We start from the raw sequence: 15,346 nt of genomic DNA, 5'->3' as shown, positions 1-15,346 counted from the left end.
AACCCGGGCTCCGGGGCCGGCGGGGGTGTTTGGCGCGAAGCGCGCCCGGCCAGGGCCGGGCGCGCTTCGCGCATATCACCGCCGAGGGCCTTTCTGGGATGATTTGAGAGGTCAGAGCAGAGCCCGGAACGAGTTGTCAGCCAACAAGGGGTCAGCGGCGGGCACCTTCAACAGCTGTTGCGTCTGGGCCCGCTTGGGGGCCGGGCAGTAGGCGTCCACCTGCATGACGACGGCCCGGTTCTCCTCGGGTTCCGCAGGGGCCGGCATGGGTGCGGGGCCAGATTCGGCTGCTCAGCTCGGTCGGAATCGTCTACTTGGAGCGTGAATTCAGTCGCCAGTTGAAGTTGCCCGAGGTGTTCCGGATTCGCAACTGGAAGCGCAGCAAGGTCACGAACGATCTGGAGGCCGGGGAGAACCCTGTCGGAATTCCGCCAGCCCTCGTCGAGGAGATCTGCTGAACTGATCGGGAATTGCAAGGCCCTTCACAGGATGGAATTCATGGCCACAACTACCACCGAGACCACACACCTTGACGGAACCGACTTACCACCCCGATCGCCACTGATGGGGTGGCTGGCCGTGATATCGGTGGTGCTGGGAATCTTCTCGATCGTCACGACCGAGATCCTGCCGATCGGTCTGCTCACCTCGGTCGGGTCCAGTTTCACCGTCTCCGACGGGATGGCTGGGCTGATGATGACCATGCCCGGGTTCCTCGCAGCGATCTCGGCGCCGCTGGTCACGGTGGCGACCGCACGCATCGACCGTCGATTGATGTTGTGCCTGTTCATGAGGGACCCCTCGTAGCGTGGAATCCGCGATACCAGGGGAAGTTGAGGATGAGCATGCTCCACTTTGCCGGACACGTTGACGTGTCGCTCAGGCCGCGAGGGCGGCTTCGTACTCGGCGGGCTGCGGCAGTCGAGGCTACTGAGCGGAGCGGAGGGCAAGGCCGGGCACGTCAGCGCCTGACGTGCAAACAAGCACGTGAAGCCTCCGATAGAGACAGTTCTCTTGGTCGAGGACCCATCTACCAGGGCTCCAACACGCGGCCAGTCCAACTGCCGGACTCAAGCGCCAGGTTGAGAAGAGGTCCGTAACGGGATCACGGTCGTCGGCGTCCTCGGCGGCTGCCTGTGTCCCGACCTCCAGCTCCGGGCCAGTCCGTCTCTCACACTCGGATGCGCTGCCAACGGCCCCGCTGGCACCACTCACCCACCTCCGAACTGGCAGCGGCAGCCGTGTCGAACTCCCACCCGGGGCAGGCGAGACTGTCCAGCACCACACAGCCCCGACAGCGAAGCCGGAGAGGCGTGCTGCTCTGCGCCCCGTCACGAGGACGCCCATCCGCTCCCGAGGTTGTCGTCACAACCGAGGGACCGCGGCCGCTCGTTGCGCCGCCGCCACGATGCGACGACCCCAGGCGACAGGAGATTCATCAAGCACCGGATATCCCACCCTTAACGCCGCTTCAAGGAATCGGGGAACCGGGCCTTGAGGTGCGTTTCGCCCCGAAAGCACGCCTAGGGTCGAATGCGTTGAATGTGATGCTCCCTCCGAAGAGGTCTTCTGATGCCCCGTAAGCGAATTGCGCTCGTGTGCGCGAGTGCCCTGGTCGGAGTCGGCGCGCTGGCCGTCGTCCCCGTCGTAGCCACCGCCGGCCAGTCCGCCGAACTCGGCGCGAGCTGCCGTATCGCCGATGGGGCGAGCCCGTGGTGGGCCACGGGCAACATGGTCGTCCGCAACAGCGGAGACGCCTACGCCAAGGACTGGAAGCTGGAGTTCGACCTGTCCGAGGGGCAGGCCACCATCCACGATCCGTGGGCCTTCGAGCTGCGCCAGGAGGGCCGGCACGTCACCGTCACCCCGATCGGGGACCGGGCCGGGGTCCCGGCCAAGGGCGAGCGGAAGGTCGACGTCGGGATCAATCCGTCCGGCAAGGGGATACCGAAGACCTCCGGCTGCAAGGTCGACGGCCGTGACGACTCCGGCGTCCCGGAGGACACCACTCCCCCGACCACACCCGTGGAGAAGGGCTCCCACGTCATCGACCACCGGACGGTGCACGTCATGTGGCAGGCCTCGGAGGATTCCGGTTCCGGGGTGGACAAGTACGAGGTCTTCCAGGACGACAAGCTCGCCAAGACGGTGGGCAACGGCATGACGATGACCAACGTCGAGAACCTGAAGCCTGCCACCACTTACCGGTTCAAGGTGCGGGCGGTGGACGTGGCCGGGAACCGGTCCGGTTTCAGCCGGGAGGTCGCTTTGACCACGCGCGCCGCGCCCGAGGACGACACCCAAAAGCCCATCATGCCGAAGAAGTTGGCGGGAGAGGCCCTCGGGCCGAACCAGGTGTCGCTGCGCTGGCAGGCCGCCACCGACGACGTCGCCGTGACCGGCTACCGGATCTACCGCAACGGGGCCAAGGTGCAGGAGGCCGGCCCCACGGCCACCTCTGCCGTGATCGGCGGGCTCAGCCCGAACACCGCGTACCGGTTCAAGGTGACCGCCTTCGACGGTTCCGGAAAGGAGTCCGACCCGACCGACGAGATCACGGTGACCACCGGCACCGAGGGGGGCGGGGGCGGGGGCGACGGCGGAAACGGGGCACCGGGCGACTTCGCGGCCTCGACCCTCACCAAACAGGACGGGCCCGTCACCCAGCACTACCTGAACCTCACCTGGGCGGTGCCCAAGGGGCAGGGACAGATCACCACCTACCAGGTCTACCTCGACGGAAAGCTCGCCCAGACCTTCATGTGGGGCACCGGCGACCCGGTCATGCCGATCCCCTCGGCCAGGACATCGCGCGAGGTGCTCGTCGGGGCCAACCCCGGCAGGACGTACAAGGTGAAGATCCGGGCCCAGCTCGGCGACGGCACATGGGGCGCGTTCTCCCCCGAGAAGCCCGTCACCACCGGCCGTTGACCGCGTAACTCCGTACCGCGCTCTTCAGGAGACCACCATGCAGAACCCCCTCCGCACCCGCCGTTCCACGACGCTCGCCCTCACCGTCCTCGGCGGCGTCCCGCTGGCCCTGACCGTTCTCACCGCCGGCCCGGCCGCGGCCCACGGCTCGACCGGCAATCCGGTCAGCCGCACCGTTGCCTGCGCCAAAGAGGGCTGGTCGCCGAGCAATGCTGCCTGTAAGGCGGCGCTCGCCCTGAGCTCCGGCCAGATCGGCGACTGGAAGTCGATCGTGCAAGGCCAGGCGATCGACCATGCCGCCCCCACCTCCTCCCCGCAGCACCGCCGCCACATCCCGGACGGCAAGCTGTGTAGCGCCAACAACGGCCAGTTCGCGGGCCTGGACCTGCCGCGTACGGACTTCCCGGCCACCTCGCTGCCCAGTGGCCGGGAGTACACCTTCCAGTACGACATCAGTGCGCTGCACAATCCGTACCGGATGGAGATGTACGTGACCAAGGACGGCTTCGACCCGTCCAAGCCGCTGAAGTGGTCGGACCTGGAGGACACCCCGTTCCTCAGTGCGGACAACACCGCGGCGACCGCTGCCCCGGCAGGCTTCCTCGGTTCCAAGGTCTTCACCTTCAAGGCCCAACTCCCGCAGAAGCAGGGCAAGCACCTGATCTACACGATCTGGCACGGCCTGAAGAAGCCGGACGGCTCCTTCCAGAGCCAGGAGGCCTTCTACTCCTGCTCGGACGTGGCGTTCCGGTAGCCCCCCGGGCCCTGTGGCCGAAGAGGGCAACGGGCAGGTCGGAGACGGGGTGACGGGGCAGGGCCCCTCGGTCGTTGGCGTCGTGACTCCACGCATCACGCAGCGGCCGAGGGAGTCTGTTGGTTCCGCGTCCTGCCCTGCTCGACGTTCCGTACGAGTTGGTCAGGCACATCTCCTGGCCAGCCACGCCCGAGGGCGTGAACTTCGCCACGGGGACGCCGGTAAGTCCTCGGAGCCCCCACCCTGATCCGGTCCATGCGCTCCAGGGCCTCAGGAGTCGCGCACCTGACGGGCGCGGTTGAACACCGCGGCGGCTTGGGTGCGGTTGCGCAACTGCAACTTCCCCAGTGCACGCGAGACATGGGACTTCACCGTCCCCTCCGCCACTCCCAGGCGTTGTGCGATGGCCAGGTTGGTGAGCCCCTGCGAGACCCCGGTGACGGCACGTCGTTCCTGTTCGGTGAGTTGCTGCCAGCGTCGCTCGAAGGCCATCGTCGCCGGGTCCCGGAAGCGGGCGAGGTGATCGAGCACATCGGTGACCAGTTGAGAGTCCACCACCGCTCCCCCGGCGGCGACCTTGCGGACCGCGTACAACAGGTCAGACGCAGCCGAGGTCTTGAGCAGCAGCCCGCGCACGCCCAACGCCCACGCCTCGACCAGCAGGGCTCGGTCCGCGTACGAGGTGACGGCCAGGATCCGGGGTGCGGGGCGGCCGGCGTCGCGCAACCTTCGGGCGAGAGCCAGGCCGCCTATGTCTGGCATCCGCAGGTCGACGACGAGCACGTCCGGGGCGAGCACGGCTGCCAGGCTCAGTGCCTGATCGCCGGATGCGGCACGGCCGACGACCCGGATGTCCGGGGCGGAGTCCAGCGCCAGGACAAGCCCGTCCAGGACGACTTCCTCATCGTCCGCCACCACGACACGACACATCTGTGGGCCCTTTCCCGAGCACGTTTCACGACGTCCGTCAGCTGCACCGCGCCGCCTTGGAAAAGGTCATAAGTCCCCTCATCGAGGGACTTTGACGCAACGAAAGATCAGCCGACAGCCGGGACCATAGCCACCCCCGGCCGTGCGCCCCATGAACATCCCGGATGCCTTTCCGGCAGCACGTCCATACGCCGCTGTACCAATGGAAAGAAGAAGGATGATCGCCCCGACCTTTGTTGAGATACCTCCTGGTACCAACTGTGACTGTCCCGGCTGCCTGGTGGAGCGGGTCGAGGCACGGCGACGGTACTGGTCGCACGGCGGTACGGGGGCGGCCCACCGGCGGGCCGCCGCGCTCGTGGTGCTCGGTGGGGTTTCACTGACCGGCCTGGCAACGGCGCAGGCTCCGGAGGCACAGGCGGCGACTCCTCAGGCGCCCATGGCATCCGCGCAGAACGTCCTCGCCACGCAGGCACTCGCCCGGGCCTCCAGCATCACGCGCAGCGAAATGCTTCAGCGGGCGCAGAATTGGGTGAACCAAGGTGTCCCTTACAGCATGTACTCCTACTGGGGCGACGGTTACCGGCAGGACTGCTCCGGGTTCATTTCCATGGCGTGGAAGCTCGGCAGCAACCAGTGGACGGGGAGCCTGCCGGGCTACGCGGTGCGCATTGCGAAGAGCGACCTGAAGCCCGGCGACATCCTGCTCTTCCACAACCCCGCCAATCCCGGCGCGGGTTCACACGTGGTGATGTTCGCGGGCTGGGCGAACTCGGCCCGTACCTCCTACCTCGCCTACGAGCAGACGCGGCCGAAGGCCGTCAAGCGCACCAATCCGTACGCCTACTACTCCAACTCAGCCTCCTACGTCGCCTACCGCTACAAGAACGTCGTCGAGGACGGCGCGAGCGCCCCGCCGGGCAGTGGGAACTCCGGCTCGTCCGCCTTCCCCGGAAGCTCGTACTTCGGCCCCGGGAAGTCCAACGCGCACATCACCCGGCTCGGGAACATGCTCAGCAGCCGGGGCGGGGCCGGGTTCTACCCGCGCGGCACCGGCCCGAACTGGACCGACGACGACCGCAGGGCGACCCAGGCATTCCAGAAGGCACAGGGCTGGACGGGCTCGGCCGCGGACGGCATACCGGGTCCGGAGACCTGGCGGCGACTGGTCAACGGGACCGGCAACAACATCCCGGCCAGCGGCGGCGGAGGGAGCTCCTCGGGCAGTGGGAGTTCCAGCTCGTCCGCCTTCCCCGGGCGTTCGTACTTCGGGCCCGGCAAGTCCAACGCACACATCACCAAGCTCGGGAAGCAGCTCGTCAAGAAGGGGTACGGGCGGTACTACACCAGGGGGCCGGGGCCGACCTGGGGCGAAGCCGACCGGCGAAACGTGGAGGCATTCCAACGGGCACAGGGGTGGTCCGGGCGGGACGCGGACGGCTACCCGGGGCCCGAGACCTGGCGGCGACTCAACTCTTGAAAATGGAGCGCTTTTGACGGTTTGATCACGGTGTTAGCGCTTGGCGTGCATAGTGATCCTTTCGCGGCGGTTGCCGTGGGCTCCGGATGAACCTGTTCTCCGCCCGGCACCGCGGGTGAAGGAAAGAGCAAAAGGCATGGACCAGTTGAACAACGAGCAGTCCAAGGCACGATGGCCACGGATCGACGTCGGCCATGCGCTGAAGCCGAACGTGTACACCAGCACCGGCAGCCTGCCCATGAACGCGCTGTTCCGCGAGTCGCACCCCTGGCTCAAGAGCCAGGCAGAAACGGCCAAGGCTCCCCACACCCAGCCGATGGCGCTCATCGCGCCTCAAGGGACGCCCTCCGAGGCTGCTTCCGCTTCCCACTCTGCCGGGGTATCGGCTGCACCACCAAGCACCCGAGCGACCCTGCCGCCCTTGTCACCGCAGACAGTCAGGTCCCGCAGCCCCAAGGCCGACGGCGAGTTGCGGGAACGCCTCGCCGTCAGCCTGCCCGGCTGGTGCGCAGTCCTCGTCGCCGGACTCTGCCTGGCCGGCGCGGGCGGTCTGCTGCTGTGGCTGACCGGTCAACTCCCGGCATCGATAGCCGACCGGTTGGGCGAGCCGCCCGAGCCGTCAGCCATGCCTTGGGGGCCGGTGACGGTCGGGCTGTTCACGTTGTGCGGAATCCTGGCCGTGCTCTGCCTGGTCGGCCTGACCCGTGTACGCGGCGGCACCGCCGTGGTACTGCACGCATACGGCCGCTACCGCGCCACACTGCGCCACACCGGACTGCGGTGGCAGAACCCGCTGCGGCTGCAACGGGTGGTCGACGTCCGGATCCGTCACTGGCGCAGCCGGCTCGACGAGGTGACCGACCGCGACGGCATTCCGCTCGACGCCGTCCTGCTCGTCATCTGGCAGATCCAGAACACCGCTCGCGTCCTCTACGCGGTGGACGACCACGAGGCGTATCTGAAGGAGCAGTTCGAGGCCGTTGCCGCGCGGGTCTTCTCCACGCTGCCCTGCGACGGCTTCGGCGAGCGGGAGCCCTCGCTCCGCAACGGCCACCACCTGGCCGGCGAACTCACCCAGGCACTCGCCACCGAAGTCCGTGCGCTCGGCATCGAGGTCTATTCCGTGCAGGTCGTGAAGTTGGAGTACGCCACCCATGTCGCCGAGGCGATGCGCCAACGTCGCCTCGCCGCGTTGGAAGCCAAGCACCGGGAGGGCACCCTCGAAGAGGTCGCCCACGCGGTGGAGGCAACCATGCGCAAGGTCACCACGCAGGGCGGCGTGGAGTGGGACGACTACGAACGCAAGGCATTCGCACGGGAGTTGACGGTGGCCTTCTATGCCGCACGCACCTCGGCCGTCCTCCCCACGAACACCGCCACGCAGCCCCAGTAACCGGGCCGTTCCCCTGCCCCCGGCACCTGCCGGCGCTCTCCCCCGTCATCGCCCCGTCTGTTCCAGCCCAAAGAAGGTGCCCTCATGACCGTGCGCGTCATGATCGTCGACGATCAGCCGATCACCCGGTCCGGCCTGCGCTTCCTCGTCAGCTCCATGCCGGGGTACGAGGTGGTGGCCGAGGCCGAGGACGGCGTCGACGCGGTCGCCATGGCCCGCGAACACGAGGTCACGATGGTGCTGTTGGACCTCCGGATGCCCCGCATCGACGGCGTGGAGACCACCCGCCAGCTCATGCGCATGACCGAGCCGCCCAAGGTGATAGTGATGACCACCTTCGAGGTGGACGAGCGCGCCGTGGACGCCTTGGAGGCCGGCGCTCACGGGTTCCTGACGAAGTATCTGCGCCCGGAGGAACTGCGTGCCGGGATGGACGCGGTCATGAAAGGCGCCCAGGTCGTCTCCGGCGAGGTGCTCGACTTCCTCATGCACAAGGCATCCAGTAGCACGACGAGTCTCCACCCCCGCCGCGACGGACTGCCTGTCCTCCTCACCGAGTCCGAGCGCCGCGTGCTGAGCCTGCTCGGGGCAGGACTCAGCAATTCCCAGATCGCCGATGCGCTCTACCTCTCGGTCTCCAGCGTCAAGACCTACGTCTCCCGCCTGCTGAGGAAGTTGAACCTCGACAACCGCACGCAGGCGGCGGTCCTCGCCAACGAGCTCGACTTCGCCGACGAGTGGCAGCAGCATGCAGAGCCCCGCGACCCGTTCCAGGCCCCTCCGGCGCCAGGGCCGTAGACGCGGGTGTCGACGACGGCGAACTCGGCCTCTCAGTAAGCCAGTTCAGACCATCGACCGAGGGTCGCCCGCCCAGGCATCCTCACCTGCTCCACCAACCCCGTCTCATTCGCGACCAAGGCGGCCTGGGTGCGGTTCTCCAGATGCAGCTTCCCCAGGAGCCGGGACACGTACGTCTTGACGCTCGTCCGGGAGAGCTGGAGTTCGGCCGCGATCTGGGAGTTGTCCAGCCCGAGCCCCAGCAACCGAAGGACTCGGTGCTCGCTCTCGTTCAACAGCGCGACCTTGTGATGATGGTCGAGGAATCGCGGAACGGGCCGCTGGTCGTCGGATCCCATCAACCCGTCGAAGACGTCTTCGCCGATCGCGCAGCCGCCGGTGAGGACGTGCCGCAGTACTGGCGCCAGGATTCGGTTGTCCAGGGTCCGGGTGACGAACCCCAACGCGCCCGCCCCAAGTGCCGCGTCGAGTGCCTCCACACCGGGCTCCTTTCCGAACAACACCAGTTTCGGCGGTCGTGCCAGCGATCCGCCCAACCGATGGGCGTGGAGTTCCGCGGATCGCACCAGCTCCAGTTCCATCAGAACGATCTGCGGACAGTGGGCACGAATCAGCGGGCCGGCTTCCTGACTCGATCCGGTCTCGGCCACGACGTCGAATCCACACTGCCGGGAGAGCACGTTCCGCAACTCCGCCCGGAAGATCGCTGCGCGCTCCACGACGACGACCGAAGCAGCGCACGGGAGCCTGCCGGCAGGGCCGTCAGCAGGCGCGTGATTTTCGAAGGTGATGCTCATGCGAAGAGTCTTGCTGGGCCGAACTTAGCCACGCCTCATTCGCTTCTTAAAGCCGACTTAACCGGCACACGGCCCGCCAAAGCGGCCCGTGTGAGGGGACTCTCTTTGAAGGGCCTGACGGCCGCAAACGGCGCGACGACCACCTGAGCCGAGCCCCTGGCGCCTCCCCCGCCGTGGCACCTGTCGCCGTCCACACGGAGTCGAGCCGGGCCAGCGCACCGCCGCTATCGCGGCCGCCGCCGACCCGAACCAACGCGCCATCCACCCAGCACCCATGAAGCGGCCGTTCTTGCGCACAGCACCCACGTACTCGCCCTGACGTGGGTGGCGGCACTGCCACCGCGGCCGGAGAGAGCCCGGCCACGGATTTATCCGGCGACGGCAAGCCGGATACAAAGCGCCGGCAATGGAAATTTACCTCCCGTTAACGTTCCGCCTTGACGCTGCGCAAACCTATGGCATGCTTAACGGCGAAAGGTGCCGTGCAGTACCGCGCTTCCGCGCGGTTTTTCTGTGCACTCCGCGGCGTGAGCGCCGTGCGGCACCGGCGCTGCCCGTACGAGCGAGGAGGTGATCGGGATGACCAGTCGGAGTCCCGAGGGAAGTCCTCGCTTCAGCGTGCCCTCTTGCTGATCACTCCCTGAGCTGATCCCCCGGCGTCCTCGACGCTTGGCACTGTCGCGCGTATTTCCCCCCTTTTCTGGCTGTCCTCTTGTTCATCGGCCTGGCTTTTTACGATGCACATTTCGTAAGGCCCTTCTCATTCCTTTAGGCGACCGGGCTTCCTTACTTTCGTCCTGCATTTACCGGGACTTTCGGCCCACCCGCCTCTCCATTCGACTTTCCGTGCAACGGTCCGGCTGTGCTGCCCTGGCGCCGCTCCGCCCTGCCGTCATGCCTGGAGAGAGGTTCCGCCATGACCAACACCACCCTCACCCCCAACAAGCTGGCCCCGCCGGGCCGCAACCGCCGTGACCGCAAGGCCGCCGAGTTGGAGGCACGCACCCGTGCCGTCGGCGAGCGCCTGGCCGGCTTCAGCTCCATGCCCGCGGCGCAGGTGCTCCGTGACGCCGACGCCACCGCCCGCGGCCTGCGGCAGGACGAGGCCACCGAACGCCTGGAGCGCTTTGGTGCCAACACCGTCGCCCAGGAGCGCGCCCCGCGCTTCTTCGTCCAGCTCGCCAAGGCGTTCTGGAACCCCTTCATCCTGATCCTCGTCGCGCTCGACGCCGTCATGGCCTGGCAGTGGCTCCAGGCTCCGGCCGACGAGCCCTTCGACCCGGGCATCGCCATCCTCGGCACGATGGTGCTGGTCAGCGGCGTGCTGCGGTTCTGGCAGGAGTACCGGTCGGGCCGCTCGGCCGCTGCCCTGCGGGCGCTGGTCACCACCACCACGGCCGTGCAGCGCCGCACCGGCGACGGCTCCGAGCCGCTCACCGTCGAGATACCGATGGAACAGGTCGTCCCCGGCGACATCGTGCGACTGGCGGCCGGTGACCTGGTCCCCGCCGACCTGCGACTGCTGACCGCCAAGGACCTGATGGTCAGCCAGGCCGCGCTGTCCGGCGAGTCGCTGCCCGTCGCCAAGGCGGACACTCGACCCCGCGACAACGGCCAGCACACCACCACCGACCCGGTCGAGGCCGACAACCTGTGCCTGATGGGCACCTCGGTCACCTCCGGCAGCGCCACCGGCATCGTCGTCGCCACCGGCTCGGACACCTACTTCGGTTCGATGGCCGGCTCGCTCGTCGGCGAGCGCCCGCAGACCAGCTTCGACACCGGTGTGAAGAAGGTCAGCTTCCTGCTGATCCGCTTCATGCTCGTGATGGTCCCCATCGTCCTGGCGATCAACGGGTTCACCAAGGGCGACTGGATCGAGGCGTTCAGCTTCTCGCTCGCCGTCGCGGTCGGGCTCACCCCCGAGATGCTGCCGATGGTGGTCACCACCAACCTCGCGCGCGGCGCCGTCACCATGGCCAAGCACAAGGTCGTCGTCAAGCGCCTCAACGCCATCCAGAACCTCGGTGCCATGGACGTGCTGTGCACCGACAAGACCGGCACCCTCACCGAGGACCGCATCGTCCTCGACCGCTACCTGGACGTCCACGGCCAGGAGGACATGGAGGTCCTGGAGTACGCCTACCTCAACAGCCACTTCCAGACCGGGCTGCGCAACCTGATGGACCAGGCCGTCATCGACCGGGTGCTCGAAGCCGAGGAGGTTGTCGTCGACGCCCGCTTCGCGATGGTCGACGAGATCCCCTTCGACTTCGCCCGCCGCCGGATGTCGGTGGTCCTGCGCCGCAACGACCTCACCGGCCAGACAGGAGCCGGCGAGCACATCGTCATCACCAAGGGAGCCGTCGAGGAAGTCCTCGCGCTGTGCACGCACATGACGGACAGCGGCGAGCGGGTCGAGCTCACCGACGAGCTGCGCCGCACCGTCACCCGCACCGCCGAGGACCACAACCGACAGGGCCTGCGCGTACTGGCCGTCGCCACCCGCACGATGGCCGCCGAGCGCCAGACCTACTCCGTCGCGGACGAGGCCGAGCTGACCCTGATCGGCTTCCTCGCCTTCCTCGACCCGCCCAAGCAGGACGCCGCCCAGGCACTGCGCGCACTGTCCGACAACGGCGTGACCGTCAAGGTCGTCACCGGCGACAACGAACTCGTCGCCGCCCGCGTCTGCGCGGACGTCGGCATCGACGTCGGCAACGTCATCACCGGCTCGGTGATCGACGCCCTCGACGAGACCCAACTGCGCCAACTGGTCCGGGACACCACGGTGTTCGCCAAGACCAACCCGGTGCAGAAGGCCCGCATCGTCCGCGCCCTCCAGGCCGAGGGACACACCGTCGGCTTCCTCGGCGACGGCATCAACGACGCCGCGGCCCTGCGCGAGTCCGACGTCGGCATCTCCGTCGACACCGCCGTCGACATCGCCAAGGAGTCCGCCGACATCATCCTGCTGGAGAAGGACCTCACCGTCCTCGAACAGGGCGTGATCCAGGGACGCCAGACCTTCGGCAACACCATCAAGTACATCAAGATGACGGCCTCCTCGAACTTCGGGAACGTCTTCTCGGTGCTGGTCGCCTCCGCCTTCATCCCCTTCCAGCCGATGGTGGCCATGCAACTGCTGGTACAGAACCTCGCCTACGACATCTCCCAACTGGCCACCCCCTGGGACCGGATGGACAAGGAGTACCTGCGCAAGCCGCGCACCTGGGACGCCAAGGGCATCGGCCGCTTCATGCTCGTCATGGGGCCGACCAGCTCCGTCTTCGACATCACCACCTTCCTGCTGATGTGGCACGTCTTCGGCGCCAACAGCGAGGTACACCAGTCCCTCTTCCAGTCCGGCTGGTTCGTCGAGGGACTGCTGACCCAGACCCTGGTCGTCCACATGCTCCGCACCCGCAAGATCCCGTTCCTGCAGTCCCGCGCCACCTGGCCGGTGCTGCTGATGACCGCGCTGGTCATGGCCGTCGGCATCATGCTGCCGTTCTCGCCGCTCGCCGCGGCGCTGGGCATGCAGGCCCTGCCGATGAGCTACTTCCCGTGGCTGGTCGGGACCCTGCTGGCGTACTGCCTGCTGACCCACGGCGTGAAGACCTGGTACATCCGCCGGTTCAACAGCTGGCTGTGACCGGCCGGTAGAGCACGGGGCGAAGCACCAGGCAACGCCCGCAACTCAATACGCACCACACCACACGCAACAACCCACACGAGACGAAGAGGGTGGATCATGGCCGTGCTCAACGAGTGGCACATGGCGGCCAACATCGCGGCCGGTCTGGGCTTCGGCGCAGTCATCGGCCTGGAGCGCCAGTGGCGGGCCCGAATGGCGGGCCTGCGGACCAACGCACTCGTCGCGGGCGGATCCGCCCTCTTCGTCCTTCTCTCCCAGTACGGATTCCAGGCAGCAACCAGCACCACCGGCTACGACGGCTCACGGGTGGCCGCACAGATCGTCTCCGGCATCGGCTTCCTCGGCGCCGGCGTCATCATGCGCGACGGACTGAGCGTGCGCGGCCTCAACACCGCCGCCACCCTGTGGTGTTCCGCCGCAGTCGGAGCCCTCGCCGGCACCGGCCTCTACGTCGTCGCTGCCCTCGGCACGATAGGCGTCGTCGGCGCCAACGTCTTCCTGCGACCGCTGGCACGCGGCCTGGACCGCGGAACACGCGCCGGAGCCGGCGCCGAAGTGGCCACCGACTACCACTTCGAAGTCATCTGCACCGAACCCGAGGAGGCACACGTCCGCACCCTCGTCGTCCAAGCCGTCACCCGCCCCGGCTTCCTCCTCCGCTCCGTCCGCAGCGAGGACGCCGAGACGGCGGGCAAGGTGATCGTCACGGCCGAACTCACCACCGAACGCCGCGACGACAGCCTCCTGGAAGAAGGCGTCAGCCGCCTCTCCCTGGAACCCGCGGTCTCGGCCGTGAGCTGGACGGTCCTCAACGAACCCCACGACGAAGCGGACAACACCGACGGCGACCGCGCCGCCAGGCCGCGCCCCCGGCGACGGGTGCGCAACCTGCTCACCGGCCGCTGACCGACGCCTCCGGGCAAGCAGCGCCACGGCGTTGCGACCGCCTCTCCCCCGTATCGCCGACGATCCACGCCTCACTCCAGGTCGGGAACCGCCTTACCGTCGTAGGAGCGCTCGAACGGGCCGCTCCGGCCGGTGAGGAAGGCCACGGCGTCCTTCGCCGGGGCCGCGAGGTCCTGGAGCGAGACGTGGACATCGTCCTTGATGATGCTCAGCGACCCACCGACCGTCTGCTTCATCTGCTGCGCCCGGGGAAGGACGGTGTTGGTCTCGAAGGCATGGCCGAAGAGCTGGAGCGGGCTGGTGCCCTTGCCCAACTGCTCGTGCCGGCCCGGGAAGGGCCAGCCCGAGCACTGCATGGTGCCTCCCCCCGCATAGCCGGCCACCGGGTACTTCTGCTTGTCCTTCAGGGACTCTTCCCATCCGGCCTCGAAGTCCCGCTGCCCCGACGCTCCGTTGCAGTTGACCGCCCTGAGGACGAACTCCATGTCGCCGTCCTGCATCGGTCGCCCGAAACCGCGCTCCGGAGAGTTGCCCGTAGGCATTGCGGGGACAGGGGACAAGGCACCCGTTGGGGTCTTCCCTGCCGCGATGTCGCTCAGTGCCTGTGCCGCGCTCGCCCATCGAGCCCGAGGCGACAAGAGGTGCGAGTTGAAGGTGTCTGCGGTGACGCTCCCTCGGGGATGCTTCTCAAGTTCCGTGCGCAGGGCCAGGAGCTTCTCCGACACGTCCGCAGCGGTGCGGCCGAGTCCCAGCCGGTCGTCACGCTCGGCCATCCAGGCCGTGAAGTCCTGGTACCGCCGCTGCCTGGCCGCCAGTTGCGCTTCGGCGTCGTCAACGCTCTGCCACGAGGTGATGACGGAATCGAGCACCATGCGGTCCACCCGGGCGTCGAACTGGCTGCGGTAGGAAGCCCCCAGCGCGGTCCCCCAGGACTTCCCGAAGTAGCTGATCTTCCGCTCCCCAAGAGCTGTGCGAACCCGGTCCATGTCCCTGGCCGCGTTGACCGTGGTCATCGACCTGCTGAGGTCCGGCTCCTTGTTCGCGCACGTCGTGAGCGCCTTGCCGTAAGCCTCGTCCAGGAACTTCATCCTCTCTTTGCCCGTCAGACCGGCCGGCGGCTGCGGGAAGTTGTCGAAAGCCAGCTCCGGACACCCAGGCTTGTCGCTGCGCCCCGTTCCTCTGATGTCAAAGCCAACGAGGTCGAACCGCTTTCCCAGATCGCGCATCTCACTGGCCAGAACCCTCCGCGGCTCGGTCAGCCCCTCGGTGCCCGGCCCGCCCGGATTGATGAACAACGCACCCCGACGCTTGGCGGGGTCACTCGCCTTGATCCGGGACACAGCGATCCGTATCGTGCGGCCATCGGGCTGGGCGTAGTCCAACGGCACCTCGACCATGGCGCATTCGGTCGCCTTGTCCTGCTGATCCCAACCCTCCGCGACCTGCACACACGGCTGCCAGTCCATCGCCCTGCCCGTCGAGGACTCGGAGCCCGGATCGGCAACGGCGGTCGACGGCGCCATGAGCCCGAGGGCCACAACCACCGCAGGAACAGCGACACACAACCGTTCCTTCCCCACGCCACCGCCCCGCGCCATTGAGCTTGTTGAACGCTGCACCTTCCAGTCTCCTTCGTGTGTCACCTGATCCAGCTGATCCAACCCAGGCTGAACGCCGCTGCCCACGCCCCGGGCTCACG

General features: G+C 67.7%; 12 protein-coding genes and 1 pseudogene. 9 read left to right on the top strand and 4 right to left on the bottom strand.

Translation table 11 applies throughout. The annotated features are described in order from the left end of the window. Positions 1-111 precede the first annotated feature (111 nt). The gene (locus ACIQU6_RS21040) at positions 112-267 is read right to left on the bottom strand and encodes a hypothetical protein (protein WP_403483168.1); all 156 of its coding nucleotides are present in this window, start codon (positions 265-267) and stop codon (positions 112-114) included. 2 nt (positions 268-269) lie between these two features. On the opposite strand from ACIQU6_RS21040, the gene ACIQU6_RS21035 reads away from it, so the two are divergent. The 4 genes and pseudogenes from ACIQU6_RS21035 (at position 270) to ACIQU6_RS21020 (ending at position 3,685) form a co-directional block, all read left to right on the top strand. Next, positions 270-458, top strand: a complete 189-nt coding sequence (locus tag ACIQU6_RS21035) for a hypothetical protein (protein WP_403483167.1) — start codon at positions 270-272, stop codon at positions 456-458. Between the two features lie 40 nt (positions 459-498). Beyond that, positions 499-792, top strand: a pseudogene (locus tag ACIQU6_RS21030) (MFS transporter); the annotation flags it as partial. A gap of 780 nt (positions 793-1,572) precedes the next feature. Beyond that, on the top strand, positions 1,573-2,931 hold the full coding sequence (locus ACIQU6_RS21025) for a fibronectin type III domain-containing protein (RefSeq protein ID WP_403483166.1): 1,359 nt from the start codon (positions 1,573-1,575) through the stop codon (positions 2,929-2,931). A gap of 37 nt (positions 2,932-2,968) precedes the next feature. Further along, positions 2,969-3,685 carry a lytic polysaccharide monooxygenase gene (locus ACIQU6_RS21020; protein ID WP_403483165.1) on the top strand — a complete coding sequence of 239 codons (717 nt, stop codon included), beginning with the start codon at positions 2,969-2,971 and terminating at the stop codon, positions 3,683-3,685. Positions 3,686-3,955: 270 nt separating this feature from the next. Here ACIQU6_RS21020 and ACIQU6_RS21015 read toward each other — a convergent pair whose 3' ends face one another. Beyond that, positions 3,956-4,600, bottom strand: coding sequence for a response regulator (locus ACIQU6_RS21015; protein WP_403483164.1), 645 nt, complete (start codon positions 4,598-4,600; stop codon positions 3,956-3,958). Between the two features lie 232 nt (positions 4,601-4,832). Between ACIQU6_RS21015 and ACIQU6_RS21010 the strand changes: the two genes are divergently transcribed. The 3 genes from ACIQU6_RS21010 (at position 4,833) to ACIQU6_RS21000 (ending at position 8,286) form a co-directional block, all read left to right on the top strand. Next, on the top strand, positions 4,833-6,095 hold the full coding sequence (locus ACIQU6_RS21010; RefSeq protein WP_403483163.1) for a peptidoglycan-binding protein: 1,263 nt from the start codon (positions 4,833-4,835) through the stop codon (positions 6,093-6,095). 136 nt (positions 6,096-6,231) lie between these two features. Continuing rightward, positions 6,232-7,488 (top strand): SPFH domain-containing protein, encoded by a 1,257-nt coding sequence (locus ACIQU6_RS21005; RefSeq protein WP_403483162.1) that lies wholly within the window; start codon positions 6,232-6,234, stop codon positions 7,486-7,488. A gap of 84 nt (positions 7,489-7,572) precedes the next feature. Then, the gene (locus ACIQU6_RS21000) at positions 7,573-8,286 is read left to right on the top strand and encodes a response regulator (protein WP_403483161.1); all 714 of its coding nucleotides are present in this window, start codon (positions 7,573-7,575) and stop codon (positions 8,284-8,286) included. A gap of 32 nt (positions 8,287-8,318) precedes the next feature. On the opposite strand, the gene ACIQU6_RS20995 is transcribed toward ACIQU6_RS21000, so the two are convergent. Beyond that, positions 8,319-9,083, bottom strand: coding sequence for a response regulator transcription factor (locus ACIQU6_RS20995; protein WP_403483160.1), 765 nt, complete (start codon positions 9,081-9,083; stop codon positions 8,319-8,321). 916 nt (positions 9,084-9,999) lie between these two features. Between ACIQU6_RS20995 and mgtA the strand changes: the two genes are divergently transcribed. After that, entirely contained in the window at positions 10,000-12,738 is a 2,739-nt protein-coding gene (gene mgtA, locus ACIQU6_RS20990) for a magnesium-translocating P-type ATPase (protein WP_403483159.1), read from the top strand. 99 nt (positions 12,739-12,837) lie between these two features. After that, on the top strand, positions 12,838-13,647 hold the full coding sequence (locus ACIQU6_RS20985; protein WP_403483158.1) for an MgtC/SapB family protein: 810 nt from the start codon (positions 12,838-12,840) through the stop codon (positions 13,645-13,647). Between the two features lie 71 nt (positions 13,648-13,718). Here ACIQU6_RS20985 and ACIQU6_RS20980 read toward each other — a convergent pair whose 3' ends face one another. Beyond that, complete coding sequence (locus ACIQU6_RS20980; RefSeq protein WP_403483157.1) at positions 13,719-15,332, bottom strand: alpha/beta fold hydrolase; 1,614 nt, start codon at positions 15,330-15,332, stop codon at positions 13,719-13,721. Between the last annotated feature and the right edge of the window lie 14 nt (positions 15,333-15,346).

This window comes from Streptomyces sp. NPDC090442 (assembly GCF_044769405.1).
In the GTDB taxonomy this organism is placed as follows: domain Bacteria; phylum Actinomycetota; class Actinomycetes; order Streptomycetales; family Streptomycetaceae; genus Streptomyces.
This window is presented reverse-complemented; position numbering and strand designations above follow the sequence as displayed.

Coding starts and splice junctions, on each gene's coding strand:
- ACIQU6_RS20995 (WP_403483160.1), bottom strand. CDS start 9,083: ATGAGCATCACCTTCGAAAATCACGCGCCTGCTGACGGCCCTGCCGGC.
- ACIQU6_RS21005 (WP_403483162.1), top strand. CDS start 6,232: ATGGACCAGTTGAACAACGAGCAGTCCAAGGCACGATGGCCACGGATC.
- ACIQU6_RS21040 (WP_403483168.1), bottom strand. CDS start 267: ATGCCGGCCCCTGCGGAACCCGAGGAGAACCGGGCCGTCGTCATGCAG.
- ACIQU6_RS21020 (WP_403483165.1), top strand. CDS start 2,969: ATGCAGAACCCCCTCCGCACCCGCCGTTCCACGACGCTCGCCCTCACC.
- ACIQU6_RS21000 (WP_403483161.1), top strand. CDS start 7,573: ATGACCGTGCGCGTCATGATCGTCGACGATCAGCCGATCACCCGGTCC.
- ACIQU6_RS20985 (WP_403483158.1), top strand. CDS start 12,838: ATGGCCGTGCTCAACGAGTGGCACATGGCGGCCAACATCGCGGCCGGT.
- mgtA (WP_403483159.1), top strand. CDS start 10,000: ATGACCAACACCACCCTCACCCCCAACAAGCTGGCCCCGCCGGGCCGC.
- ACIQU6_RS21010 (WP_403483163.1), top strand. CDS start 4,833: ATGATCGCCCCGACCTTTGTTGAGATACCTCCTGGTACCAACTGTGAC.
- ACIQU6_RS21025 (WP_403483166.1), top strand. CDS start 1,573: ATGCCCCGTAAGCGAATTGCGCTCGTGTGCGCGAGTGCCCTGGTCGGA.